We start from the raw sequence: 24,120 nt of genomic DNA, 5'->3' as shown, positions 1-24,120 counted from the left end.
TGACAGGAATTCATCTTTTTCTTTGCAAACAAATGGAATAGAGCAACTTTCTACAAAGAAAGTCCTCAATATGACTTCACGAGATCAGGGTGTTAATTCTGAACTATCTGATAAAACGATACAATTTAAGGGGGGAATCCATAATGGTATCCATACAGAAAAAATCACGGTTCAAAACCACAGTAATAATAAAGAGCGTGAAAAAAAATATCGCGATGGAGACAAAAAAAATGGAGAGCAGGCCCATTTATTAGATATTACTAACGAAAGAAGGTTTGCTGATAACAAAACCATGTTTACTCAACATATCGAAAAGCAAAGGAATGTTCATACGCTCAATCAGAATGATATAAATAATTCTGTTAATAGTGCCAATGTACCCGAAAATGAATTGACATATCAGTTTCAGCGTTGGGGACAGAATCATACAGTTCGGATTCTGGAAAGTAGTGAAGGGATACGACTAAAACCATCAGACACGATTGTCTCCGACAGACTCCATGAAGCCCAACACAATGATGTTACAGCACAACGTTGGGTATTGACTGAGCAAGATGAACGACAAGGGCAACGACATCAGCCTCATGATGAGCAAGAAAATGAAGGTAAATTCGAAAACGATCAGAAGGACGAAAGTTAATGTTCGGTCTGAGAAAAGTAAATGGAAACACTCATTCCTTTGAAACCACTTTTCAAAACTGGAAAGAAAATGGTGAAGATGTTGCGTTATTAATGCCCGAATTTAGCGCCAAATGGCTACCGATAGCAGAAGAGAGCGGCAGCTGGTCTGGATGGGTGTTACTTCGAGAAATATTTCCCTTAATTTCTGCCGAGCTCGCTGGGATGGCTTTAATGCCAGAAACGGAAAGGTTAATAGTGGAATGGCTCAGTTTATCTAGTACCCCGTTAAATCTAAAGTATCCTGAACTAAAATATAATCGTTTGTGTGTAGGTAAAGTATTTGATGGAGTATTGAGTCCAGCTCAACCACTAATAAGAATATGGACAGGGGAATTAAATGTTTGGTTAGATAAAGTCACGGTCTGCCAATACGAAAACGCTCTAACGCTAGACAAAAAAACATTATATTGGCCCATTCATTTTGTAATTGGGTTTAGTAAAACATGTTATAGAACCATTGTTGATATTGAAGTTGGTGATGTTTTATTAATTTCAGATAATTTTGCTTATGCGGTTATTTATAATACAAAGATTTGTGATCTGATTTATCCAGAGGAGTTAAAAATGGCTGATCATTTTGAGTACGAGGAAGATTTTGAAACAGATGACTTTGATATCAAAAAAAGCGAAATCGAGATTAATGATGAAAATGACTATCAGCAGATTAATAGTTTTGAAGACTTGCCTGTAAAAATTGAGTTTGTTCTTGGAAAGAAAATAATGAATCTATATGAAATAGACGATCTCTGTGCAAAAAGAATTATATCTTTGCTTCCTGAAGCTGAGAAAAATATAGAGATACGTGTAAATGGCGCGCTAACTGGCTATGGCGAACTTGTTGAAGTGGATGATAAATTGGGCGTAGAAATTCATTCTTGGTTATCAGGGAATAATAATGTCAAATAGCATTTCGCTGATAGCGATATTATCATTATTTACACTATTGCCGTTTATAATAGCATCCGGGACATGTTTTATTAAATTCTCGATTGTTTTTGTTATTGTCCGAAACGCACTGGGACTTCAGCAAGTGCCATCAAATATGACACTTAATGGGGTAGCTTTGCTATTGTCAATGTTCGTAATGATGCCGGTTGGGAAGGAAATATATAATAACAGTCAGAATGAGAATCTTTCATTCAATAATGTAGCGTCGGTTGTTAATTTTGTTGAGACAGGCATGAGTGGTTATAAATCATATTTGATAAAATATTCTGAACCGGAGTTGGTTAGCTTTTTTGAAAAGATTCAGAAGGTGAATAGTTCTGAAGACAATGAAGAGATAATCGATGATGAGAATATTTCAATTTTCTCGTTACTCCCGGCATATGCATTGAGTGAGATAAAAAGTGCATTTATTATAGGTTTCTATATCTATTTACCCTTTGTTGTAGTTGATCTGGTTATATCCAGCGTTCTGTTAACGTTAGGTATGATGATGATGAGTCCGGTAACCATATCTACACCGATAAAATTAATTCTGTTTGTCGCGATGGACGGTTGGACAATGTTATCGAAAGGACTCATTTTACAATATTTTGACCTATCCATTAATCCCTGAGGAAAAAATATGGACGACATTGTTTTTGCGGGGAATAGGGCGCTGTATCTGATTTTAGTTATGTCTGCAGGACCTATTGCAGTTGCGACATTTGTTGGTTTATTGGTAGGGCTTTTTCAAACGGTAACACAGTTGCAAGAACAGACTTTGCCATTTGGCGTCAAATTATTGTGCGTAAGTATTTGCTTTTTTTTAATGAGCGGATGGTATGGTGAAAAATTATATTCGTTTGGTATCGAAATGCTTAATTTAGCATTCGCGAGAGGATAGCATGGGGGAGGCGATACTCTATCAGTTGCATAGTCTGCTGGCTGCTACAGCGCTCGGTTTTTGCCGATTGGCACCAACTTTCTATTTGTTACCATTTTTCGCCAGTGGGAATATACCAACAGTAGTCCGCCATCCAATAATAATAGTGGTATCATGTGCATTAGTTCAGCATTACCACTATGAATTATCTACCCTAGATGAAATAGATATCGCTTTGTTTGCTGTCAGAGAAATTATTATAGGGTTGTTTATTGCTTGCTTATTAGCATCCCCATTTTGGATTTTCCTTGCTATAGGCAGCTTTATCGATAACCAACGTGGTGCAACGTTAAGTAGTACTTTGGATCCGGCTACAGGTGTCGATACATCGGAATTAGCAAGATTATTTAACCTTTTCTCTGCAGCAGTTTATCTTACTAACGGTGGATTGAACTTTATTCTGGAGACTCTATGGCAAAGTTATAACTTATGGCCTTCAGGAAATTTTAATTTTCCTAAATTAGAGCCTTTATTCTCATATATTAATAATATAATGACTCATACTATCGTTTACGCAAGCCCCGTGATTGCGGTTATGCTGGGCGGTGAAGCTGTCCTGGGATTGCTGGCACGCTATGCTTCACAACTAAATGCTTTTGCCATCTCACTGACTGTCAAAAGTGCGCTGGCATTTTTAATATTAATTATTTATTTTGGCCCAATACTGGCTGAACGAGTTATGCCGTTATCCTTTTTCCCAGAACAATTGCAATTATACATTGATAAATAGAGTGTTTCATGGCAAATAAAACTGAAAAGCCAACACAAAAGAAACTCCAGGATGCTTCTAAAAAGGGGCAAATTCTAAAAAGTAGAGACTTAACAGTCTCTGTAATAATGCTTGTGGGCACTTTATATCTCGGATATGTATTTGATGTGCATCATATTATGTCGATGCTTGAATACATCCTTGATCATAACGCTAAACCGGATATTTGGGACTATTTTAAAGCTATGGGGATAGGTTGGTTGAAAACGATCATTCCTTTTTTGCTGGTTTGCATGTTTACAACAATACTTGTCTCATGGTTTCAAAGTAAAATGCAATTAGCAACTGAAGCTATTAAGTTTAAGTTTGATTCATTAAATCCAGTAAATGGCTTAAAACGTATATTTGGCTTAAAAACCGTAAAAGAATTTGTCAAAGCAATACTTTATATTATTTTTTTTGCATTGGCGATCAAAGTATTTTGGAGTAACCATAAATCACTGCTTTTTAAAACTCTTGATGGAGATATCATATCTTTATTATCAGATTGGGGAGAGATGCTATTCCTTCTCATACTATATTGTCTCGGCAGTATGATAATTGTTCTAATATTTGATTTTATCGCTGAGTATTTTTTATTTATGAAAGATATGAAAATGGATAAACAAGAAGTTAAAAGAGAATACAAGGAACAAGAAGGAAATCCAGAAATTAAGTCTAAACGCAGAGAACGCCATCAAGAAATTCTGTCAGAGCAATTGAAATCTGATGTCAGTAATAGCCGTCTGATGATTGCCAACCCTACGCACATTGCCATAGGGATATACTTTAAGCCACATCTGTCACCTATACCATTGATTTCTGTAAGAGAAACTAATGAGGTCGCATTAGCCGTAAGGAAATATGCAAAAGAAATCGGAATACCAATTATTACAGATAAAAAATTAGCACGAAAAATTTATGCTACCCATCGTCGCTACGATTATGTTAGCTTCGAAAATATAGATGAGATCTTGCGTCTTCTGCTGTGGCTTGAAGATGTGGAGAATGCTGGACAACCTATTCCAGATGAACTGCTCCCCTCAGAAGATAAATTCAAAGAAGGTGAAGACACAAAAAGTGAGAATAAAGACAATAATTAAAAAAATTAAACATCTATCATAGTCGGAAATTTATAAGAATCTACACGCAAAAAGCGTGTAGATTCTTATTTAATGTGTTAAACGATCTTGCGAAATGACAAGCAATTGATACATACTCATCTCTTTATAAGCTGGAACAGTCGTAACCTGTGCAAATTCGCGATATAGTTTCTGCTCTAGTTCTGCTGATGATATATATTCCGGGTGTTCGCTAAAGAACTGTCTTGCATCTACTATCGCTTGAGATTCGCCACTTCTTTTATTCTGAGTATCCTTTAATGAATTTTCTCTGGTGCATGCAGAGAGCAACGATATCAGCGCGACAGTTATTATGATTTTACTATTATATCTTACTAATGACATATCAACTTTCTCTTATGCAAGATTGGAGTTTAAAATAATGTTTATCCCATTCACAGAGTGCTATAAACAACTCAACAGTACCTTTTATGTTAAGTTTATTTAGGGCTCTTATTTTGTGATATGATACTGTTTTATAATCAATTCCTTTGATAATGGCTATTTGTTTTAACGAATAAGAAACACATAACCGCAGGATATCTATCTCATCATGGGTAAGTGGTTCTTGAGTGGAATACACATTTTGTGTATGAAGATTCGAAACCAGGAAATGCGTTAAATCAGATAATGTAATATTCTTATTGATCCTGATGAAATTGTTGCTCAAAAGGGTGTTTACAGGTTCTGTATTTGGTTTGAGATTTCGATGTTGGTGCTCATCAATAACAACGAACGAATGTCCAAGATCAACCAACGCAACCAAATCGCTGTAATATTCCTTTTGGGATGCTAATAATGCATTAGTGCCTACAGTGAAGTAGACATCACTGGAAAAGACTTGCATATGCCAACCTGCACTCTAAAATCATTTAGGGTAAATATTACGTGTAAAATTTAAAATAATGGTAATTGTTATATTTGCATATCAATGAGGGAATAGGGTGAATACCTTAAATTGCAAATAAAGTTATGTATGTAGGCATTTAAAATGGTTCTCGAAAATTATAATCTTTTTATTGTGTGTCATCATAATTTGGTCATGAAATTTCCGTCTTGTTACACTACTCTAAACTAGAGCTTATGGAATTAGCGGGTGGTATTCATGGGAAATAATGATAAATTCTTATCACAAGACTTATTGGAATCTTATGCCATTCGTTTATTGAGCGGACCATTGAATGGATGCGAGTATGAAATACTTAATGGGCGTGTACTCGTTATCGTTGGTAATGATGTTTCGTTAGGAAGAAGTGATTCTTTTTCTGAGTTACCAGAGAATACGATAGTCATTCCTTATGGAGAGCTTACAGGCAGTTTTGAGGTAATAATCACTACCGACCCTGATCTGGTTGTAACAATCAGAGAATTAACAGCACAAGAACCTGAAGATAGAACGTTAACATTGAATCAGCAAATAGAAGTTTTAGGCCTCAAATTTGCTGTAAAAGGAAAAAATGAAGTTTGGCAGTATTCAATACCAGGTATTGTTGAAAATAACATTACTTCAACAAGACAACATTTCTTAAGTAGTACGCTGTTTAAATATGTAACGCTATTTTTTCTTTTTGCTATCATTTTTATAGCTTTTTATATTGTTAATGCCAGTAATGATCCGCAGCTGAGACATATCGATAAAATTCTTGTAAACAAAAATAGAAATTATGAAATTTTATATGGTAGGGATCATGTCATCTATATCAATACCAATAGTTTGGATGAAGCTGTCTGGGTCAAACAAGCACTGGAAAAAAATCAACCAGGAAAGCCAGTACGGGTGATAAATCCTGATGATGAATCGATACGAATTTTTTCATGGCTTGCTGATAATTTCCCAGATCTACAATATTTTAAACTACAGCTATTAGATGCCAGTAATCCAAGACTGACAGTGAGTAAGCAACGGAATGCTATCACACAGCAACTAATCGATAATCTTATTAAAGGATTACTGCAAACTATGCCATATGCCAGCAATATAAGTATTGCGGTATTAGATGATAATGTATTGGAAAGTCAGGCAATTGAAACATTGTCGGCAATAGGTCTTTCTTATGAAAAATATAAAACAGCTAACAATGTATATTTCAATATCATTGGTACGTTAAGCGACAGTGAATTAAATAAAATTAATAATTATGTCGACGAATATTATAAACAATGGGGTAAACAATATGTAAGATTTAATGTGAATTTGAAAAATCAGGACACAAACAATAGTTCATTTAGCTACGGAGATAACCGATTCGAGAAGTCTCAAGGTAGCAAGTGGACATTTCAGGAATAATTGAGGAGGACTTATGGCAGATTGGAATGGTTATATTATGGATATCAGCAAACAATTTGATCAGGGCGTTGATGATCTTAACCAACAAGTTGAAAAGGCGTTGGAGGATTTAGCAACCAATCCTTCCGACCCGAAATTCCTTGCCGAATATCAGAGTGCATTAGCTGAGTATACATTATATCGAAATGCGCAATCTAACGTTGTAAAAGCGTATAAAGATCTTGATTCGGCAATCATACAAAACTTCCGCTAAACTGGATAAGGATTTTATTATGTCAGTAAGCAATATGCCACCTATTGATAGAGCTGAGCAATCAACTGCTCATGAAATACAGCAAGCGAAAGTTATTGATTTAAATGACCGGGTTCTCAATCTTGATAACCCGGATGATAAAATGATCTCCGCTTTTGCTAACTATGCGGTACAAACTGAAAATTGGCAGCAAAATGCGTTACAAGCATTAAGGTCTGATAAAAAGGGGTTAACTCCTGAAAAATTATTAGTCTTGCAGGATCATGTGCTTAATTATAATGTCGAGGTTTCATTGGTGGGAACATTAGCAAGAAAAATTGTCGCTGCAGTTGAGACGTTGACTCGCTCATGAAATATATATCATTATTCTTGTTTATCCTGCTGTTGTGCGGTTGCAAGCAGCAGGAATTACTGAACCATCTTGATCAACAGCAAGCTAATGATGTCCTTGCTGTTTTACAAAGACATAATATTAATGCTGAGAAGAAGGATCAAGGCAAAACTGGATTTTCAATCTATGTAGAACCAACGGATTTTGCTTCTGCGGTGGATTGGCTAAAAATCTACAATCTCCCGGGTAAGCCTGATATTCAAATATCGCAGATGTTCCCTGCAGATGCACTCGTTTCCTCTCCACGAGCGGAAAAAGCAAGATTGTATTCTGCTATTGAACAGCGTTTAGAGCAATCTCTCAAAATTATGGATGGCATTGTTTCTTCAAGAGTACATGTTAGTTACGATGTTGATACAGGTGATAGTGGCAAAACTGCTTTACCAATTCATATTTCTGTACTTGCTGTATATGAAAAAGATATCAATCCAGAAATAAAAATAAATGACATTAAGAGATTTATTGTTAATAGCTTTGCAAGCGTACAATATGAGAATATTTCAGTCGTATTGTCAAAACGAAGAGATATTATTGAACAAGCACCAACATATGAAATTAACGAACCTGTTTTTGCTTATGATAAGACTATGCCGGTTTCTATCTTACTTGCATTAATGTCCATTGCGACTTGCTGGCTGTTATGGAAGTACAGGGCTATTCTAACTAATTTAATCAGGTTAAAAAATAAGTAGACATATGAGAACGTTATGAATCTTGCCCTAAGAAAGATTATATATGATCCAATTAGTTATATTCATCCTCAACGAGTAAGTTTGAATAATGCACGTATTAGCAATCCGGTACTTAGATCTATTACCAATGAAATGATACTCCTACAGTACAATCTTTCAGTTGAGCATTTCAGTCTGAATAGTTCACTTATTTACTACATAAACAATTGGAAATTATTTCCATTGATCTGTTTACTCAGTGGTTGTCACTTTTATCGAGAAAGGTTTGCAGAACGGGGATTTTTTTACAAGGTTCCTGATGTGCTAAGGAATTATTTATCAGCGATACCGGTGGAAATAAATGAAAAGGCACGATATAAACCTGGCATCGTTAACTATCAGAATATCATCACATGTGGTTTTTCAACGTTGTTGCCCTATGTAAGGCAACAACCGTTGGCAATGCAGCAACGATTTAATTTATTATTTCCTGATTTTGTTGACCATATACAATTGCCGTTACCACTTGCGTCTACTCTTTTGGAGAGAATTACATTTTATGCGAAAAAAAATAGAGATGAGCTTGATAAACTCTCCTGCAAATGGTGTTGTGATTAAAAGAATAATTTCTGATGGATTGAAAGAAATAGTCTCTCTAAAAGAACAGATCCTTCTTGAAACCACCGCAAAAATTCAGAGTATTGAGGAAAAGAGAGAAGAAAAAGTTATTCAAGGTTATTATGATGGCTATGCGAAAGGCATTATTGATGTGATGGATAATTTTATACCCTTGATAAGTTTGCTGAGCTCAGAATTAGAAAAAAACAGAATAAACATGATAAACGATCTGAAGAGCATATTGTTAAAATCTTCAGAGGAAGTTGAAGTTTTTATCAAACTTTTTGAAAGTTGGGTAACAAAATTACCGTCAATATCAGGCCCTTTAAATCTCTATATACCTACCAGTTTCAAAGATAAGTCTATTGAAGTAGAGTCATATTTTGTCGACAAGTCAATATGGAATGTCCATATTTCATATCATGATGACAAACGTTTTATTTTTTTTACAGATCAATTTATTGCTGAATTTAGTCCGCAGGAATTTGTGGATAATTGTGAGCAATATTTAATTAGCAATCACTGTTTTTCCCCTGATAAGGTTAATGAAATCTGTGAACATGCCAGACATTATTTAGTTGAAAGAATGTGTGAAATAGATTCTTTGGCTATGAATAACTCTGATTTGAAGAACCCAGAGGACTTATAGATCACTGTCTCCGGTTTAATGACTTGAATATAATCTAATTCTAATATTTTAAACGCCTAATGATTTTTCAACACTGGTCTTATTTTGCTTACACAAAAATTTTATTTTTAATTATATTTCATTATTATTTCATCAATGTATTCTTTGGATTTTGCTTATAATAATAATGGAAGGGATGATTATAAATGAATGCGTTATAGCATTTACACTCAGGATGAATATATGGGAAAGATTAAAATTGTAGTTTCAGATCAGCAGCCGTTTATGATTGATGGGATAATTGGATTTCTCGGACATTATCCCGATTTATATGAGGTTGTTGGGGGCTATAAAGATCTGAAGAAAGCTATAGCGGAGTGTAACAAATCTGCAGCCCAAATATTTATTTTAGGAGAATTTGCAGGTGGAATGATGGGGTCCGAACTCATAAAATGGGTTAAATCGCATAAAATAGATGCTCATATTATTACATTTGTAGCAAAAATGCCGTATATTGATTCAATAAAATTGCTTGAAGCCGGTGCGAAAGGATGCGTATGGAAAACCAGTCACCCGGCGAAACTAAATCGCGCTATTGATTCGATTAGTAATGGTTACACTTATTTTGATAGTGTACATATGGATTGTGAAAAAATATCTTCAAGATATTCCTCTGATAATCAACTTACAAATCGTGAGTCTGAAATACTACAACTCATAGCTGATGGAAAAACAAACAAAGAAATCGCTAATTTCTTGCAGTTAAGCAGGAAAACAGTCGAAACTCATAGACTCAATATCATGAAGAAATTAGATGTTCACAGTGGTATCGAGTTGATCAAAACAGCTTTACGTATGGGTGTTTGCACTATATAAAAAAAGAGGCTTTAGGCTCATTTTGCTAAAGCCTTACGCTTGTCTATTTCATTAAGTCTGGTATATACAACATATATTTTTTTTGCATATTGCAGCCTCTTTTTTTGGTTTTCCATTGCAAAACCCGCGTTATAAGTCCCCAGACATTGCCACGTTACCCCACAACGTGAAAAATGATTATATAATATCTCGGTCCCTATTTTAATGTTCAGACAGGGGTTATCTAACAAATCTCGTTCATCTTTTATTATTCCACGTTTTTTTAACATGGGAATGTGCATCTGGTTTATCTGCATTAAACCATAATCAAAACTCTTTATATTGTTTTTCTTATCCCTGTTCTTGCCGATGCTATCATTTTTTAAATTACTTTCAACAAGAGCGATAGCTTTGATCAAGTTTGGTTCGATTCTGAAAATTGATCCTGCTTCATTAAAGCAAGCGCTACTGGCGAAAGACATTTTCGTAATTAATACAGAAAACATGAAGATGGATAAGATTTTAACTTTGGGTAAGCGCATATATTTTTATGTGTAGGATTGAAGGAAAGGAACGAGATACTAATATAATCAGTATCTCGTTAAACATTTAAGTGGTCAATTGTCTACCATTCCAGTTCATAGTAAGGAGAGATAGGATTATCTTTCGAATACATATCATTTTGAAAAGAAGCCATCCATGTTGAAACTATAAATGCTTGTATTTGATCTGTATCAGTAGCACTGGTGGTGATGTGTTTATCTAATGAAACTACTTCTTCACCCGTTGCAGTTGCTATATTTAAACTTTGAGAAAAATTATTCATATTGATTGGATTAGTCATAAAGTTCCCTTTTTATTTGTCCAGGCCAATAGTCTATACACAATACTTTTTAATCTAGAGTATTTGATATATATTGCAATAAGGTAAATATCTTAGATATTTTCATCTCTGCTGTTTAAATAACTAGCTGCATACATCTAAACAATAAAATTGCGACAATAAAGATTTATCGCATACAAATTCTCGTCAGTTGCTTTAGTTTCAAAATGTTGTCAATTATAACTCGATGGCTTTCACTCGAAGTTTCTTTATAGTAGCGTTTCATGTTGCTTTTGAGCGGGTTAGGCACATACATATCTACACACTCTTTTATCACAACTGCTTTTCGTCTTCTGGGTTCGAGTTGTAGTGATTTGTCTATACAAATCCTTGCCTCTTCAATTCTTTCATTATGAAAGTTGACAAGTGCTCTATAGTAGTAGAGAGAGGCTATATCAGTTGTGTTTATCTTAGCCTGTTCAAATAAGATATGAGATACTTTTGCTTGTCCAGACAGGCCAGTTATCAGTCCCATAATAGCTAAAATTTTTCCATCGACATTGGTTATGTCTGATACATAATGTAAAAGCTCTAATGCTTTTTGAGCAGCAAGTTCAAGTTCATATTTTCCATGAAGTGCCAAAGACATATGGCATTCCGCTAGCAGACAATAACATTCTGTTTTTAGCGTCTGTATATCACTTTTATTTTGTAATCCATCAAATATAGTCATAGCCCTGTAAATGCTTTCAGGAGTAAACTCGTAAAGTTCTTTCTTACCAGCCAACAGTTCATCTGATAAATAATGATTCTTGTAACCTTGATCCGGTTTAGCTAATCTTACAGAACGCTCTGGATTATGTACCGTTTGAAGGATATTATCTATAATAAATTGTGATGTGTTATGTAGTTCATCAACAGGAAGATGATTACTGGCGATGAGGAAAAGATTTTTAGCGTCGATCAGTTCAATATATAAAGTTTTCACTGCGTTATTCTGGTTTATTCTTCCTGTAACGAAATAATCTGGCTTGAATCTTCTCAAAAATGAATTTTGCGATATGTGATCATTACAAAAATTTGTCGCAGCCATCGGATAGGTATAAAGGCCCTCGATTTTTTTATTTGAAATGTTTTGCACTAATTCCTGATTAAGTATTAATGGATCCAGGGTATTCAATGAAGTGGTGAAAGGAAATATAGCTATGGAATAGTCTGAAGTGTTATCTTCATTTATTCTAGTTTTGAAAACCTGTCCACTGAAACGATAACCTTTCCGGTAGATTGTTTCTATGCAACGATCATAGCCAATTTTTTCAAAAATGCAGCGCAAAGAATAGATACATCTTGTCAGGGACTCGTCACTTACAATAATATTTTTCCATACTGATTCGATGATCATATCTTTCAGGACAACATGACCAGCGGATTCAAGTAATACGATCAATACTCCTAACTCTTTCGGTGGAATATAAATTTGCTCATTTCCTTGAGTAAGAATTCCATCTTCCGTGAGCGTTAATCCCTCAAGAAAATGATATGAGAATTTATTTTCTAAGTCCATTAGTTAACCTCTATGAAAAAATTGGTTTCTTGCATCCTGCATAAGCAATAGAAATAGTGGCTATTCATATTTATGTGTCATTAATGCTATAGGAGTTTACATTCGACATATCTATGGTTGTGTTCACTAATTTATCTTAGGAATTCAGTGATGTAATCTGAAATAGCCTTATTCAATTTTGATAAAATAGATTGTTCTCTAACGCGTTGAAAAATAATAATTTATAGTGTGTTCTTAACTGTTTTAAGATGTTGATTTAAGAAAACATAAGAGAAGCCGGTCATAGTGGTTAACTGCACTATAACCAGCAATTTTAACCAAATGATTGTAATGCTTAGCCATTATCTTCTGAATTATCAGTTAAGAGTTCAATATATGCCTGCGCTTTGCTCTTAACACTTTCATCCTCACAATTGTTAATAATATGATAGAAACATTGCATTGCGTTATCGATATTTTTAGCCCCAATTTGACATTGACCCATACGATAAATAACTGAATAGTCATCATACGGGGAGTAATTGTAACTTAGTTTGTAAAGGTCATATGCTTGTTGATATTTCTTTTTTGACTGGCATACTGATGCAAAACCTTTTAGATATTCATGATTTTCGAACGCATAAATGCACAGAAATTTATAATAAATTTCTGCGTCCGTTATATTACCTTTTTCATGGTAGTCGAATGCATATGCATATATTCTATCAAGGATATCAGGAGTCAATCCATGTAGTAATGCCAGATTTTCTCCTTGCGATAATGCGTGTTTTAGTTGACTTGCCCATTCATCACTGTTATTGAATATTTCAAGTGTATCTGTGCACATAATATTCCTCTGTGATGTGTTTCGTGATGCTAAATTATTATTGATTGACTCATTAATTTTTATGTATTTATCTTTTTTGAATTATGAGTTTTAAGTTTGCATTGCTTATGGGTATATTGGTTCATTATTAGTAAAAATACCGACCACTATAAACCAATAATGTCATTAGTTGTTTTGCTAATATTCACCTTATTAGTTATCTTATTTACGATATTTCATAAATGCCTTAATATGCATGACCTTGATTCATATTATCAATTTCCATTTTTTCGATGAAAATTAAAAAGGGGATTTTTGCGAAGGGTAGTAAGTCGTCTGGTTTTTTTTCTTTATTATGTCTGATGACGAGGGGGGATAGTACGTCGGTGCATATAGTAGAGAATTTATTCAGGTCTAAATTATTCTCTATTTTGGCCAGTTTTATGAGTTCATTTGTAGCCATACTCATTAAATCATCTGTTATCGGAAATTTATATATGCTCATAGCAGATAATATTGCTTGCTGAATTATTTCTTCAGAAATATCCGCTATCTTTATTGACAAATCATGTGTTAGATATTTTCCTCCAAGAGATTCTTGTTCAATATAATTTAAACCAGACCTCATCGTAATTTTAACTGGATTCACGAATTTCTCTTCATTTTTCTTATTTTTGTTCTCCTGATCAGGAACTAATGGTTGCAGTGGTAGGCTATTATTAATATTTCGTGGCTTCATTTTACATTTCTCTCATTTGATTAGAGCAAAATCCGAATTCGCAGCTTCTGATAATGTCAAATATCACCTTTTCTAATGCTTTATTCTATCAAAAATCGCTCATTTTTACTTTTTTTACCATAATGTTACTTAGTAGCATCGGCAATTTACATAACTTACATGTTGTTTTTTATATCCTGAAAAAACAGATAGATAGTGTGCACACTCGAAATGATATTGGTAACATAAATAGCTTTATTCGTGACAAACATCTCAAAAGATTTCCTTTTATTATTTTTGAAATTCATTTGATCAAGGTTATCACCTTATGGAGACGTTACGTAGAATGACTATATTTGTTATCGGCACATTAGGGGTATTAAATTTAGTATTGATGGAAGGTGATTATTGAACAGTAACATCGAGTCACGGTAAAAATGTGAGGTATATAATGGACATTGAGTTTTCGCAGATTCATGAAATGGTCTATATGCATGATATTGTAAATTCGGACTCGAAAAAGAAACCAAGGATTCCGTTAAAAAAATTCCTTAATGCTGAGAAGGTTCTCACGCAAACAACATCATGGGCACTAAATTCAAGATATGTGAATGTTAATTCTGTCAGTAAAGTCAACGTAAAGAGTAAAGTTAAAAACAGTTATATCTCACGATCTGTCAATGATGAGTTTAGTTTAACAGATGATGAAATCAATTCTTTTAAAGAAACGTTAGTCCTTTCCTCTATTGATTCACTAAGTAAACTGGTTCTTAATAATCCTCTTTCTGTATTGTTTACATCGACTGTACGAAGGAATAATAATAGAGCTAAGATGAATGTTGAGTTCGACTCATGGATTTGCACCAGATGTTGTTGATACATGATATTTTACATTGCAAGGTGATGTCTAAAATGAAAGATGTTGATCAAAACTTTGATGCTTTATACTGGCATATACTACAAGTATATTTAATTTTATTGTTTTATGATTAACGAGGTTCCATCTTTTTGTTATCTATTTAAGTTTACCTTGCACAATGCATGATTGCTCTGTTACCAATACTCAAAATAAAAGCATGCTTACCTTGCTTTAGTATATTATAGCTTACACTTTTTTCTGGAAATACATAAAAATCAGGAATAAGTTCTGCAAGTCTATCATCATCGACTTGATCCATGATCTCAAATTTATTAATTTTCTTTGATGTTAAATGGGCTGTGTCATAGTTTTCAATCCATGTGTATTCAATATTTCGCCGTATTGATTTACTTTCTCTGTTACCTTGTTGCCAGGTTCCGCTCAATGCAACAGTTCCTGTTTTATTTTTTTTGTTGTACATAAAGTCGATGGTAAGATTTGCTCGCCCCTTGTCATTAAAAATTACCCAATTTGCAGTGCATGTTTCATTATATATCATTTTTTCTGCAGTATAAGAGTAAACAATGAAGAGAATAAACCCACTGATAAAAACTAAAATAAATAATAAGTTTTTTTTATAATCAATCACGATTAACCTCACGGTAAGATAGGGTTAAACAGCCTGCCACTTCATGTTGGTTATAGTTTTTATTGCATGCCATAACAATCATCCTTGGTGAGGATTTTGCAAGAGGGAAGTATAACCACGGATATTTTTTACAGTTAATCCCCGAATCCAGTATCCGTGTCTTATATTTATCGAACTCTTTCAACCCATCAATTGTATCTTCTGTCACATTAAAATGGCAGCCATTAATTTCCGCAACAGTCTTGTAATCCTTGAAGAATGGCTTCGGTTGATTATTATTCCATAGCCAATGTGCAGAATATACGCCTATAGCAAATATGCTCAACATAATTAGATAACTTTTTATATGTTTGAGGATTTTGTTATTGAAATTGTTTGCGCTACCAATGCTCTCTTTGTACTCCGCATTACCTTTTACGGCAGGTGGGGTATTGTGTGTATGTGCGTCTGTTGAAGAGTTTATTGCATGATTTTGTATGTTAATGTCATTATGAATCTTGAATCCTCTTCTCGGCACGGTTGCAATAAGCGAGTGGGTGGTATCACCAACAGCGCGAAATCCGCGTCTGATAATGGATATGTTCTGATATAACGTGTTAGTTGGCACACGCATACCTTCTTCTTCCCAGACTCTGGTGAAAAAATCTTGTTGTGCAACCACATCAGGAAAAGCTTCAAGTAGAAGTGATAAACAACGACTGGCTGGCGTTGTCAGAACGACGTTAAGATCGGCGTTATGTACCGATATTAATTTTCGGTGCTCAGGCCAGAACTCGATATTATCGTTAATAATCCAGTACATACGTCAATAGACACTAAATCAATCGAAATGGAAATCACATAGTTTGCTAAGTATATTGGTATTTACGGCATAAATATATATTAATTTAATATTTATCATAATGATTGAAATGAGGCTTTAATGTCGCAACGTAAAACTTTACGTAAATTAACATGATTAACATTTACGCCACTATTGTTTGTAAATTCATATTTCGTAATGCTTCTGAATTTTTCGTGTGATGGTTGTAAATACCATGTTGTTTACTCTTGGGGTTACTGCTTATTTATAAAATACGGGCATTTCAATAGATGCCCGTATAAGCAGAGTATGATTCTGGCAGATTGTTGAGTATCAATGTTGGACCGAATGTGAACGAATAAATAACTCGTTTATTTTACCACCCATTCTCTTTTCGATTCGTTGCTTGTACGCGTAGATGCTACGGATATCCATATCCAGAACTTCAGCAATCTGATATGGATTATAACCAGAAACCATATACCCCATTATGGTGAATTCCATCTGAGTTAATGTGTTCCCTCTGGTAAATGATAAATAACGACCAATAAATAGTTGTCTGATCTTTTCATTGGCAACATCAAGACCATCATCATTATATATGACAGCAGATATTGCAGAGTTGTGTTTTCGCCAGTAGTTAGCTAACGATTGCATATTGCGGTCGCTGACTAAAACAATCCCCATGTCAGTACTTGCAAGATAGTCAATCCAGTCTTTTTCAAGGAATAGACGTAAAAAACTTACTGAAAAATCGACAAAAATATATCCGCTTAATCTCGCATTGTGGTTTTTTGTTAAGATACCTTCCACCACACCACGATTAAAATATGAACTTTCTTCGGGCCACATACAAAAACACGAGTTTGCGCAATACTGCAAACGCGGTGACTCTTCTGGCATTATTTGGCAATGCATTGAGCAACTATTGCATGTAAGACTTTTATAACGACTACAAAGCCCCATGTTAAGAACCTCCCTATCCGTATATAATTGCATAATTTCATTGGTTATTGATGATGTCAATACACCATGATTTTGTAATTTTGCTGGGAAAAATTGCGATTAATCTGTATTTGCTATAATTCTGAGTAAGGCATTTAAAAATGCATTTCTCGTTATCAAATATGATTATGTTTCACTGATTTAATCTTGCATGGTTGAGAACGGTTCAGATAACTATCTCATGGTATAAGAATATCTATATCGCAAATTGTTTTTGAATGACCAGAAGATATCTTGCGAATCTAAGTTATGCATCTTAAATAGTCTTATTTAAGATGTTCAGATCTCTTTGTGTGTTTAACTAACTGATAATACTAGGATATGACGAGAGAAGTGATAGAGCGGAATAATAACAAATGAACATTATGAAAACTGGAATGGTTCAAAATTGTAGCAATTTTGAACCATTCACAACGGATATTAGCTAAAGAACATTACCGATACGCACAGGATACCCACGATCAGCGTAATCAGATTTCCGATGGAACGCCAGGGTTTAAGCGCCGGGATGAGATATGTTGACAGCGTAGGCATGATGAAAAGTATCATGGCAATGAGCGGGCCGCTGATCGCGTAAATCATCGAAATCGCGTTCGGGTTAATGCAACAAACAAAGAAGGTAATGAGCGATACCAACATAATTGATAGTGCGCGGTTAAATGCACGACTTTTCTTTACACCAACCTGCTGTAGTGTTGTTTTGACGACCTCCGTGGCACCTTCAATAACGCCAAAGTACGTACCCAGGAATGATTTCGACATCGCAACTACTGCGACAATAATCCCGGAAATTGACAACCATGCTGGGGCGTTCGGCAGCATAGAAAGCGCCGATAAAATGGTAACCCCTTCTTCTTTAGCCGCTTCAATATACGAAGGTGGAATAGAAAGCAGGCAGCTAAAGACAAAGAACAGTACACTTATGCAGATGATGAGATAAGCGACTTTCATAATTTTTTTGCATTTATCCATAGCGTGTTCGCCATATTTTTCACGTCTGTCTATGGCAAACGTAGAAATAATGGGCGTATGGCTAAAGGCGAAAACCATCACGGGAATCGATATCCATATCTGGTGAAGGGTATTCTGATTGAACTCTACCTGGGTAGTTAATAGATCAGGTTGCCAACTACCGACCAGGTAAATAGATAGAAATAGGAAATAGGCAATCAATGGGAATACCAAAAATCCCATTACCCGAATAGTGGCATGGCGTCCCATCAGAAAAATGAGATTCAGAATTAATACAACACCCAGACTCACCAACATACGGATGCGAAGATCAATAACCATATGCTTTGCCAGCTGTTCCGTAAGTGAGTTGGTAATTGCCACGGCATATATCAACACGACGACAAAAAAGGCGATGAAGTACAGCGTGGTAATCAGATTACCAATCTTCTTGCCATAGTAGTGTGTTACCGCGCCCGTTATCCCTTCACCTGCTGATGTTTTTGATGAGAGGATGAATTGGCATAAGGCTTTATGTGGCCAATATGTTAAAGGCCAGGCGACCAGAGCAGTAATAAACAGGACCACAGCCCCTGCCGAACCTAACTGAATAGGAAGGAAGAGCGTGCCTGCACCAACGGCTGTGCCGTAGAGCGCGAAACTCCACAGAGTTTCTTCTTTTGACCAAATATTAGACATTATCTGAACGTATCATCTACAAATTAAACAAAATGGAGGGCAATTTACCATAAACCAGGTTAAGTATGGGAGATTAACGCCCTTTCTACCTCTCTATTGGTGGGTTAGTGGTTGCAAACCTTACGTGCCAGTTATGTCTCTGACTGCTGGTCAGGCGTATTTCCTTTGTGATAAAAATCACTTTTTTTAAACAATTAAGATAACTGTAATTAACAATCATTTACTATTGCACTGTTAATTGGTGCGAGGTTGTGATGAAAGACGTTGTGATTGTCGGGGCGTTACGGACACCTATCGGCTGTTTTCGTGGTGCGTTAGCGGGTCATTCCGCCGTGGAACTTGGCAGCCTGGTCGTGAAAGCGTTAATAGAACGTACCGGTGTTTCTGCATATGCGGTGGATGAAGTGATTCTTGGTCAGGTGTTGACTGCAGGGGCAGGGCAGAATCCGGCAAGGCAATCGGCTATTAAAGGTGGTCTTCCTAACAGCGTTTCTGCAATCACTATTAATGACGTTTGCGGTTCCGGGCTTAAAGCACTGCATCTGGCTACTCAGGCGATCCAGTGTGGCGAGGCGGATATTGTCATCGCCGGTGGCCAGGAAAACATGAGCCGCGCACCACACGTTCTTACAGATAGCCGCACCGGTGCACAGCTTGGCAATAGCCAGTTGGTTGATAGTCTGGTGCATGACGGCTTGTGGGATGCCTTCAATGATTATCATATTGGTGTCACCGCCGAAAATCTGGCTCGCGAATATGGCATCAGCCGTCAGTTGCAGGATGCTTACGCACTTAGCTCGCAACAAAAAGCGCGAGCGGCGATTGACGCCGGACGATTTAAAGATGAAATCGTCCCGGTAATGACCCAAAGTAACGGTCAGGCGTTGGTTGTTGATACCGATGAACAGCCACGCACTGACGCCAGTGCAGAAGGCTTGGCCCGTTTAAATCCTTCATTTGATAGTCTCGGTTCTGTGACAGCGGGTAATGCATCATCCATAAACGATGGCGCAGCTGCGGTAATGATGATGAGCGAAGCCAAAGCGCGAGCGTTGAATTTACCCGTGCTTGCCCGCATTCGCGCATTTGCCAGCGTTGGTGTAGATCCGGCATTAATGGGAATTGCGCCGGTGTATGCGACACGCCGTTGCCTGGAACGTGTCGGCTGGCAGTTGGCTGATGTCGATCTTATTGAGGCTAATGAAGCGTTTGCTGCTCAGGCGCTTTCGGTTGGCAAGATGCTTGAATGGGATGAGCGTCGGGTCAATGTTAATGGTGGCGCGATCGCGCTCGGTCACCCAATAGGCGCGTCCGGTTGCCGAATCCTGGTTTCTCTGGTTCATGAAATGGTGAAACGTAATGCCCGCAAAGGACTGGCTACGCTTTGTATCGGCGGGGGCCAGGGCGTGGCATTGACCATTGAACGTGACGAATAGCTCTGCATTTCCTCCTTACCGATAAATATCAGCCGTCATTAATCTGTTGAATAATGGTGGCTGGCGAGTCGACATACATTTTCAGGGCTCCCTGATTTTTCCATTCTCATGACATATTCGTGATCGACACTGCACTTTTTTCAGTCCTTGCCTTAAAAATGAAACATTGTTTTATTTTTAATTGAAAACCCTATCCCGTGGGCATATCATCCCCTTATAGAGAAAACGAAACAGCGTTTCACTATCGTTTTCTATTTTCACGCTTCACTGATTATCGGAGGTTGATGTGGACGTAAGACAGAGCATCCACAGTGCGCATGCAAAAACGCTGGATACCCAGGGGTTGCGCAATGAATTTTTGGTTGAAAAGGTATTTGTCGCCGATGAGTACACCATGGTTTACAGCCACATTGACCGTATTATTGTTGGCGGCATTATGCCGGTAACTAAAACGGTTTCCGTTGGCGGGGAAGTTGGTAAACAACTCGGCGTAAGCTATTTCCTGGAACGTCGCGAGTTAGGTGTTATCAATATTGGCGGTGCCGGTACGATTACCGTCGATGGTCAATGCTATGAAATCGGTCACCGCGAAGCCCTGTATGTTGGTAAAGGCGCAAAAGAAGTTGTCTTTGCCAGTATTGATACCGCTACTCCGGCGAAGTTTTATTACAATTGCGCACCTGCGCATACGACGTATCCCACCAAAAAAGTCACACCGGACGAAGTATCTCCAGTCACGTTAGGCGATAACCTCACCAGCAACCATCGCACGATTAACAAATATTTTGTCCCGGATGTGCTGGAAACCTGCCAATTGAGTATGGGGCTGACGGAGCTGGCTCCGGGTAACTTGTGGAACACCATGCCGTGTCACACCCACGAGCGCCGGATGGAAGTTTATTTCTATTTCAATATGGATGATGACGCCTGCGTTTTCCACATGATGGGGCAGCCGCAAGAAACGCGTCATATTGTGATGCATAACGAGCAGGCGGTGATCTCCCCGAGCTGGTCGATCCATTCCGGTGTCGGAACCAAAGCTTATACCTTTATCTGGGGCATGGTCGGTGAAAACCAGGTCTTTGATGATATGGACCATGTGGCCGTTAAAGATTTGCGCTAGTTGTGGGCATAAATGAATAAGGTATTGTTATGATTTTAAGTGCATTTTCTCTCGAAGGTAAAGTTGCGGTCGTCACTGGTTGTGATACTGGACTGGGTCAGGGGATGGCGTTGGGGCTGGCGCAAGCGGGCTGTGACATTGTTGGCATTAACATCGTTGAACCGACTGAAACCATCAAGCAGGTCACGGCGCTGGGGCGTCGTTTTTTAAGCCTGACCGCCGATCTGCGAAAGATTGATGGTATTCCTGGACTGCTGGATCGCGCGGTAGCTGAGTTTGGTCATATTGATATCCTGGTGAATAACGCCGGATTGATTCGGCGCGAAGATGCTCTCGAGTTCAGCGAAAAAGACTGGGACGATGTCATGAACCTGAATATCAAGAGCGTATTCTTCATGTCTCAGGCAGCGGCGAAACACTTTATCGCACAAGGCAATGGCGGCAAGATTATCAATATCGCGTCAATGCTCTCCTTCCAGGGCGGGATCCGTGTGCCTTCTTATACCGCATCAAAAAGCGGCGTGATGGGCGTGACGCGATTGATGGCGAATGAATGGGCTAAACACAACATTAATGTTAATGCGATAGCTCCGGGTTACATGGCGACCAACAATACTCAACAACTACGGGCAGATGAACAACGTAGCGCGGAAATTCTCGACCGCATTCCAGCTGGCCGTTGGGGACTGCCGAGTGACCTGATGGGGCCGGTAGTGTTTCTTGCCTCCAGTGCTTCAGATTATGTGAATGGTTATACCATTGCCGTGGATGGCGGTTGGCTGGCTCGTTAATCCATTCTTCTTACTTTTATGACCCTGCCGCATGGCAGGGTTTTTTATACCTGTAGATCATCATAATCCATATCATGGTTATGAAATAATCCATATCAATTATCAATTAGTGAACTTTATGAATTTTATCTGCTTTAAAATTAGTTGGTTAATAATAATCTCAATAATTCAACTTAATTTGAAAATTGGAATATCCATCACATAACGACATGTCGCAGCAATTTAATCCATATTTATGCTATTTCCGACCTGACACCTGTGTGAATTGTTCACGTATTTTTTCACTATGTCTTACTCTCTGCTGGCAGGAAAAAATGGTTACTATCAATACGGAATCTGCTTTAACGCCACGTTCTTTGCGGGATACGCGGCGTATGAATATGTTTGTTTCGGTAGCTGCTGCGGTCGCAGGATTGTTATTTGGTCTTGATATCGGCGTAATCGCCGGAGCCTTGCCGTTCATTACCGATCACTTTGTGCTGACCAGCCGTTTGCAGGAATGGGTGGTTAGTAGCATGATGCTCGGCGCAGCAATTGGTGCGCTGTTTAATGGGTGGCTGTCGTTCCGCCTGGGGCGTAAATACAGCCTGATGGCGGGGGCTATCCTTTTTGTGCTCGGTTCGATAGGGTCCGCTTTTGCGACCAGCGTAGAGATGTTAATCGCCGCTCGTGTGGTGCTGGGCATTGCTGTCGGGATCGCGTCTTACACCGCTCCTCTGTATCTTTCTGAAATGGCAAGTGAAAACGTTCGCGGTAAGATGATCAGTATGTACCAGTTGATGGTCACACTCGGCATCGTGCTGGCGTTTTTATCCGATACAGCGTTCAGTTATAGCGGTAACTGGCGCGCAATGTTGGGGGTTCTTGCTTTACCAGCAGTCCTGCTGATTATTCTGGTGGTCTTCCTGCCAAATAGCCCGCGCTGGCTGGCGGAAAAGGGGCGTCATATTGAGGCGGAAGAAGTGTTGCGTATGCTGCGCGATACGTCGGAAAAAGCGCGAGAAGAACTCAACGAAATTCGTGAAAGCCTGAAGTTAAAACAGGGCGGTTGGGCACTGTTTAAGATCAACCGTAACGTCCGTCGTGCTGTGTTTCTCGGTATGTTGTTGCAGGCGATGCAGCAGTTTACCGGTATGAACATCATCATGTACTACGCGCCGCGTATCTTCAAAATGGCGGGCTTTACGACCACAGAACAACAGATGATTGCGACTCTGGTCGTAGGGCTGACCTTTATGTTCGCCACCTTCATTGCGGTCTTTACGGTAGATAAAGCAGGGCGTAAACCGGCTCTGAAAATTGGTTTCAGCGTGATGGCGTTAGGCACTCTGGTGCTGGGCTATTGCCTGATGCAGTTTGATAACGGTACGGCTTCCAGTGGCTTGTCCTGGCTCTCTGTTGGCATGACGATGATGTGTATTGCCGGTTATGCGATGAGCGCCGCGCCAGTGGTGTGGATCCTGTGCTCTGAAATTCAGCCGCTGAAATGCCGCGATTTTGGCATCACTTGTTCGACGACGACAAACTGGGTGTCGAATATGATTATCGGCGCGACCTTCCTGACTCTGCTCGATAGCATAGGTGCGGCAGGTACGTTCTGGCTCTACACTGCGCTGAACATTGCGTTTGTGGGCATCACTTTCTGGCTCATTCCGGAAACCAAAAATGTCACGCTGGAACATATCGAACGCAAACTGATGGCAGGCGAAAAGTTGAGAAATATCGGCGTCTGATTTCACGGGCCGGATGTGCTGTACATCCGGCCCTTTTTT

At 37.9% G+C, this 24,120-nt stretch carries 29 protein-coding genes and 1 pseudogene; 19 read left to right on the top strand and 11 right to left on the bottom strand.

Annotation, left to right across the window (positions count from 1 at the left end):
- Positions 1-70 precede the first annotated feature (70 nt).
- From AACU19_RS16345 to AACU19_RS16320, 6 genes and pseudogenes are all read left to right on the top strand, one after another.
- Complete coding sequence (locus AACU19_RS16345) at positions 71-640, top strand: SpaN/EivJ family type III secretion system needle length determinant (RefSeq protein WP_123057633.1); 570 nt, start codon at positions 71-73, stop codon at positions 638-640.
- Positions 600-1,587: pseudogene (locus tag AACU19_RS16340) on the top strand (YscQ/HrcQ family type III secretion apparatus protein). The gene AACU19_RS16345 and the pseudogene AACU19_RS16340 overlap by 41 nt, the downstream one beginning before the upstream one ends.
- Positions 1,577-2,242 (top strand): EscR/YscR/HrcR family type III secretion system export apparatus protein, encoded by a 666-nt coding sequence (locus AACU19_RS16335; protein WP_000071537.1) that lies wholly within the window; start codon positions 1,577-1,579, stop codon positions 2,240-2,242. Before AACU19_RS16340 ends, AACU19_RS16335 begins: the two are co-directional and overlap by 11 nt.
- A gap of 9 nt (positions 2,243-2,251) precedes the next feature.
- Positions 2,252-2,512: an EscS/YscS/HrcS family type III secretion system export apparatus protein gene (locus AACU19_RS16330; protein ID WP_000341004.1), complete on the top strand. Its 261-nt coding sequence runs from the start codon at positions 2,252-2,254 to the stop codon at positions 2,510-2,512.
- Between the two features lies 1 nt (position 2,513).
- A complete protein-coding gene (gene sctT, locus AACU19_RS16325) occupies positions 2,514-3,281 on the top strand; it encodes a type III secretion system export apparatus subunit SctT (RefSeq protein WP_105278288.1) in 768 nt (255 codons plus the stop codon).
- A gap of 8 nt (positions 3,282-3,289) precedes the next feature.
- A complete protein-coding gene (locus AACU19_RS16320; protein ID WP_105278287.1) occupies positions 3,290-4,402 on the top strand; it encodes an EscU/YscU/HrcU family type III secretion system export apparatus switch protein in 1,113 nt (370 codons plus the stop codon).
- A gap of 69 nt (positions 4,403-4,471) precedes the next feature.
- Here AACU19_RS16320 and AACU19_RS16315 read toward each other — a convergent pair whose 3' ends face one another.
- The gene (locus AACU19_RS16315) at positions 4,472-4,765 is read right to left on the bottom strand and encodes an invasion protein (protein WP_000060687.1); all 294 of its coding nucleotides are present in this window, start codon (positions 4,763-4,765) and stop codon (positions 4,472-4,474) included.
- A 1-nt stretch (position 4,766) separates the two neighbouring features.
- Positions 4,767-5,267 carry a helix-turn-helix transcriptional regulator gene (locus AACU19_RS16310; protein WP_001195865.1) on the bottom strand — a complete coding sequence of 167 codons (501 nt, stop codon included), beginning with the start codon at positions 5,265-5,267 and terminating at the stop codon, positions 4,767-4,769.
- Between the two features lie 258 nt (positions 5,268-5,525).
- Here AACU19_RS16310 and AACU19_RS16305 point away from each other — a divergent pair, with 258 nt between their 5' ends.
- From AACU19_RS16305 to AACU19_RS16275, 7 genes are all read left to right on the top strand, one after another.
- The gene (locus AACU19_RS16305) at positions 5,526-6,707 is read left to right on the top strand and encodes a PrgH/EprH family type III secretion apparatus protein (protein WP_123057632.1); all 1,182 of its coding nucleotides are present in this window, start codon (positions 5,526-5,528) and stop codon (positions 6,705-6,707) included.
- Between the two features lie 13 nt (positions 6,708-6,720).
- Positions 6,721-6,960 carry a type III secretion system needle complex protein gene (locus AACU19_RS16300; RefSeq protein WP_000796272.1) on the top strand — a complete coding sequence of 80 codons (240 nt, stop codon included), beginning with the start codon at positions 6,721-6,723 and terminating at the stop codon, positions 6,958-6,960.
- 19 nt (positions 6,961-6,979) lie between these two features.
- Positions 6,980-7,312: a type III secretion system inner rod subunit SctI gene (gene sctI, locus AACU19_RS16295; RefSeq protein WP_000116717.1), complete on the top strand. Its 333-nt coding sequence runs from the start codon at positions 6,980-6,982 to the stop codon at positions 7,310-7,312.
- Entirely contained in the window at positions 7,309-8,043 is a 735-nt protein-coding gene (locus AACU19_RS16290; protein ID WP_000875228.1) for an EscJ/YscJ/HrcJ family type III secretion inner membrane ring protein, read from the top strand. Before sctI ends, AACU19_RS16290 begins: the two co-directional genes overlap by 4 nt.
- A gap of 15 nt (positions 8,044-8,058) precedes the next feature.
- A complete protein-coding gene (locus AACU19_RS16285) occupies positions 8,059-8,640 on the top strand; it encodes a type III secretion apparatus protein OrgA/MxiK (RefSeq protein ID WP_001389479.1) in 582 nt (193 codons plus the stop codon).
- Complete coding sequence (locus AACU19_RS16280) at positions 8,582-9,289, top strand: hypothetical protein (RefSeq protein ID WP_001227544.1); 708 nt, start codon at positions 8,582-8,584, stop codon at positions 9,287-9,289. The genes AACU19_RS16285 and AACU19_RS16280 overlap by 59 nt, the downstream gene beginning before the upstream one ends.
- A gap of 222 nt (positions 9,290-9,511) precedes the next feature.
- A complete protein-coding gene (locus AACU19_RS16275) occupies positions 9,512-10,144 on the top strand; it encodes a LuxR C-terminal-related transcriptional regulator (protein ID WP_000516283.1) in 633 nt (210 codons plus the stop codon).
- Between the two features lie 17 nt (positions 10,145-10,161).
- On the opposite strand, the gene AACU19_RS16270 is transcribed toward AACU19_RS16275, so the two are convergent.
- From AACU19_RS16270 to AACU19_RS16250, 5 genes are all read right to left on the bottom strand, one after another.
- A complete protein-coding gene (locus AACU19_RS16270; RefSeq protein ID WP_105278286.1) occupies positions 10,162-10,665 on the bottom strand; it encodes a lytic transglycosylase domain-containing protein in 504 nt (167 codons plus the stop codon).
- A gap of 83 nt (positions 10,666-10,748) precedes the next feature.
- Complete coding sequence (locus AACU19_RS16265) at positions 10,749-10,967, bottom strand: hypothetical protein (protein WP_103253740.1); 219 nt, start codon at positions 10,965-10,967, stop codon at positions 10,749-10,751.
- A gap of 166 nt (positions 10,968-11,133) precedes the next feature.
- Positions 11,134-12,510, bottom strand: coding sequence for a HilA family transcriptional regulator YgeH (gene ygeH, locus AACU19_RS16260; RefSeq protein WP_105276692.1), 1,377 nt, complete (start codon positions 12,508-12,510; stop codon positions 11,134-11,136).
- A gap of 334 nt (positions 12,511-12,844) precedes the next feature.
- Positions 12,845-13,336, bottom strand: coding sequence for a tetratricopeptide repeat protein (locus tag AACU19_RS16255; protein ID WP_105278285.1), 492 nt, complete (start codon positions 13,334-13,336; stop codon positions 12,845-12,847).
- A gap of 226 nt (positions 13,337-13,562) precedes the next feature.
- Positions 13,563-14,054, bottom strand: coding sequence for a hypothetical protein (locus AACU19_RS16250; RefSeq protein WP_039020558.1), 492 nt, complete (start codon positions 14,052-14,054; stop codon positions 13,563-13,565).
- A gap of 430 nt (positions 14,055-14,484) precedes the next feature.
- Between AACU19_RS16250 and yqeK the strand changes: the two genes are divergently transcribed.
- Positions 14,485-14,910, top strand: coding sequence for a protein YqeK (gene yqeK / locus AACU19_RS16245; protein WP_000350603.1), 426 nt, complete (start codon positions 14,485-14,487; stop codon positions 14,908-14,910).
- Positions 14,911-14,945: 35 nt separating this feature from the next.
- The gene (locus tag AACU19_RS16240; protein WP_072163522.1) at positions 14,946-15,026 is read left to right on the top strand and encodes a hypothetical protein; all 81 of its coding nucleotides are present in this window, start codon (positions 14,946-14,948) and stop codon (positions 15,024-15,026) included.
- A gap of 32 nt (positions 15,027-15,058) precedes the next feature.
- Here AACU19_RS16240 and yqeJ read toward each other — a convergent pair whose 3' ends face one another.
- From yqeJ to AACU19_RS16220, 4 genes are all read right to left on the bottom strand, one after another.
- On the bottom strand, positions 15,059-15,541 hold the full coding sequence (yqeJ, locus tag AACU19_RS16235; protein ID WP_105278284.1) for a protein YqeJ: 483 nt from the start codon (positions 15,539-15,541) through the stop codon (positions 15,059-15,061).
- Positions 15,534-16,343 carry a winged helix-turn-helix domain-containing protein gene (locus AACU19_RS16230; RefSeq protein ID WP_001352973.1) on the bottom strand — a complete coding sequence of 270 codons (810 nt, stop codon included), beginning with the start codon at positions 16,341-16,343 and terminating at the stop codon, positions 15,534-15,536. Before AACU19_RS16230 ends, yqeJ begins: the two co-directional genes overlap by 8 nt.
- 333 nt (positions 16,344-16,676) lie before the next feature.
- Positions 16,677-17,309 (bottom strand): helix-turn-helix transcriptional regulator, encoded by a 633-nt coding sequence (locus tag AACU19_RS16225; RefSeq protein WP_001305805.1) that lies wholly within the window; start codon positions 17,307-17,309, stop codon positions 16,677-16,679.
- A gap of 459 nt (positions 17,310-17,768) precedes the next feature.
- Positions 17,769-18,998, bottom strand: a complete 1,230-nt coding sequence (locus AACU19_RS16220) for an amino acid permease (protein WP_000065947.1) — start codon at positions 18,996-18,998, stop codon at positions 17,769-17,771.
- Positions 18,999-19,252: 254 nt separating this feature from the next.
- Between AACU19_RS16220 and AACU19_RS16215 the strand changes: the two genes are divergently transcribed.
- The 4 genes from AACU19_RS16215 to araE all read left to right on the top strand — a co-directional run bounded on the left by AACU19_RS16215 (position 19,253) and on the right by araE (position 24,081).
- Entirely contained in the window at positions 19,253-20,434 is a 1,182-nt protein-coding gene (locus tag AACU19_RS16215) for an acetyl-CoA C-acetyltransferase (RefSeq protein ID WP_000656039.1), read from the top strand.
- 286 nt (positions 20,435-20,720) lie between these two features.
- Positions 20,721-21,557, top strand: coding sequence for a 5-dehydro-4-deoxy-D-glucuronate isomerase (gene kduI, locus AACU19_RS16210; RefSeq protein ID WP_105278283.1), 837 nt, complete (start codon positions 20,721-20,723; stop codon positions 21,555-21,557).
- 29 nt (positions 21,558-21,586) lie between these two features.
- On the top strand, positions 21,587-22,348 hold the full coding sequence (gene kduD / locus AACU19_RS16205; RefSeq protein WP_000603526.1) for a 2-dehydro-3-deoxy-D-gluconate 5-dehydrogenase KduD: 762 nt from the start codon (positions 21,587-21,589) through the stop codon (positions 22,346-22,348).
- 314 nt (positions 22,349-22,662) lie between these two features.
- Positions 22,663-24,081, top strand: coding sequence for an arabinose-proton symporter AraE (araE, locus tag AACU19_RS16200; protein WP_000256438.1), 1,419 nt, complete (start codon positions 22,663-22,665; stop codon positions 24,079-24,081).
- Positions 24,082-24,120 lie beyond the last annotated feature (39 nt).

The sequence above is a fragment of the Escherichia sp. MOD1-EC4550 genome (assembly GCF_963876935.1).
Classification (GTDB): Bacteria; Pseudomonadota; Gammaproteobacteria; order Enterobacterales; family Enterobacteriaceae; genus Escherichia; species Escherichia coli_F.
This window is presented reverse-complemented; position numbering and strand designations above follow the sequence as displayed.

What these genes read in the sequence shown, in the direction of transcription:
- AACU19_RS16320 (WP_105278287.1), top strand. Translation starts at nt 3,290, where the DNA reads ATGGCAAATAAAACTGAAAAGCCAACACAAAAGAAACTCCAGGATGCT.
- araE (WP_000256438.1), top strand. Translation starts at nt 22,663, where the DNA reads ATGGTTACTATCAATACGGAATCTGCTTTAACGCCACGTTCTTTGCGG.
- AACU19_RS16240 (WP_072163522.1), top strand. Translation starts at nt 14,946, where the DNA reads ATGAAAGATGTTGATCAAAACTTTGATGCTTTATACTGGCATATACTA.
- AACU19_RS16345 (WP_123057633.1), top strand. Translation starts at nt 71, where the DNA reads ATGACTTCACGAGATCAGGGTGTTAATTCTGAACTATCTGATAAAACG.
- AACU19_RS16330 (WP_000341004.1), top strand. Translation starts at nt 2,252, where the DNA reads ATGGACGACATTGTTTTTGCGGGGAATAGGGCGCTGTATCTGATTTTA.
- yqeK (WP_000350603.1), top strand. Translation starts at nt 14,485, where the DNA reads ATGGACATTGAGTTTTCGCAGATTCATGAAATGGTCTATATGCATGAT.
- AACU19_RS16230 (WP_001352973.1), bottom strand. Translation starts at nt 16,343, where the DNA reads ATGTACTGGATTATTAACGATAATATCGAGTTCTGGCCTGAGCACCGA.
- AACU19_RS16270 (WP_105278286.1), bottom strand. Translation starts at nt 10,665, where the DNA reads ATGCGCTTACCCAAAGTTAAAATCTTATCCATCTTCATGTTTTCTGTA.
- AACU19_RS16310 (WP_001195865.1), bottom strand. Translation starts at nt 5,267, where the DNA reads ATGCAAGTCTTTTCCAGTGATGTCTACTTCACTGTAGGCACTAATGCA.
- AACU19_RS16265 (WP_103253740.1), bottom strand. Translation starts at nt 10,967, where the DNA reads ATGACTAATCCAATCAATATGAATAATTTTTCTCAAAGTTTAAATATA.
- ygeH (WP_105276692.1), bottom strand. Translation starts at nt 12,510, where the DNA reads ATGGACTTAGAAAATAAATTCTCATATCATTTTCTTGAGGGATTAACG.
- kduD (WP_000603526.1), top strand. Translation starts at nt 21,587, where the DNA reads ATGATTTTAAGTGCATTTTCTCTCGAAGGTAAAGTTGCGGTCGTCACT.
- AACU19_RS16255 (WP_105278285.1), bottom strand. Translation starts at nt 13,336, where the DNA reads ATGTGCACAGATACACTTGAAATATTCAATAACAGTGATGAATGGGCA.
- AACU19_RS16335 (WP_000071537.1), top strand. Translation starts at nt 1,577, where the DNA reads ATGTCAAATAGCATTTCGCTGATAGCGATATTATCATTATTTACACTA.
- AACU19_RS16225 (WP_001305805.1), bottom strand. Translation starts at nt 17,309, where the DNA reads ATGGGGCTTTGTAGTCGTTATAAAAGTCTTACATGCAATAGTTGCTCA.
- AACU19_RS16220 (WP_000065947.1), bottom strand. Translation starts at nt 18,998, where the DNA reads ATGTCTAATATTTGGTCAAAAGAAGAAACTCTGTGGAGTTTCGCGCTC.
- AACU19_RS16285 (WP_001389479.1), top strand. Translation starts at nt 8,059, where the DNA reads ATGAATCTTGCCCTAAGAAAGATTATATATGATCCAATTAGTTATATT.
- sctT (WP_105278288.1), top strand. Translation starts at nt 2,514, where the DNA reads ATGGGGGAGGCGATACTCTATCAGTTGCATAGTCTGCTGGCTGCTACA.
- AACU19_RS16300 (WP_000796272.1), top strand. Translation starts at nt 6,721, where the DNA reads ATGGCAGATTGGAATGGTTATATTATGGATATCAGCAAACAATTTGAT.
- AACU19_RS16290 (WP_000875228.1), top strand. Translation starts at nt 7,309, where the DNA reads ATGAAATATATATCATTATTCTTGTTTATCCTGCTGTTGTGCGGTTGC.
- AACU19_RS16215 (WP_000656039.1), top strand. Translation starts at nt 19,253, where the DNA reads ATGAAAGACGTTGTGATTGTCGGGGCGTTACGGACACCTATCGGCTGT.
- AACU19_RS16305 (WP_123057632.1), top strand. Translation starts at nt 5,526, where the DNA reads ATGGGAAATAATGATAAATTCTTATCACAAGACTTATTGGAATCTTAT.
- AACU19_RS16250 (WP_039020558.1), bottom strand. Translation starts at nt 14,054, where the DNA reads ATGAAGCCACGAAATATTAATAATAGCCTACCACTGCAACCATTAGTT.
- AACU19_RS16275 (WP_000516283.1), top strand. Translation starts at nt 9,512, where the DNA reads ATGGGAAAGATTAAAATTGTAGTTTCAGATCAGCAGCCGTTTATGATT.
- sctI (WP_000116717.1), top strand. Translation starts at nt 6,980, where the DNA reads ATGTCAGTAAGCAATATGCCACCTATTGATAGAGCTGAGCAATCAACT.
- AACU19_RS16315 (WP_000060687.1), bottom strand. Translation starts at nt 4,765, where the DNA reads ATGTCATTAGTAAGATATAATAGTAAAATCATAATAACTGTCGCGCTG.
- AACU19_RS16280 (WP_001227544.1), top strand. Translation starts at nt 8,582, where the DNA reads ATGCGAAAAAAAATAGAGATGAGCTTGATAAACTCTCCTGCAAATGGT.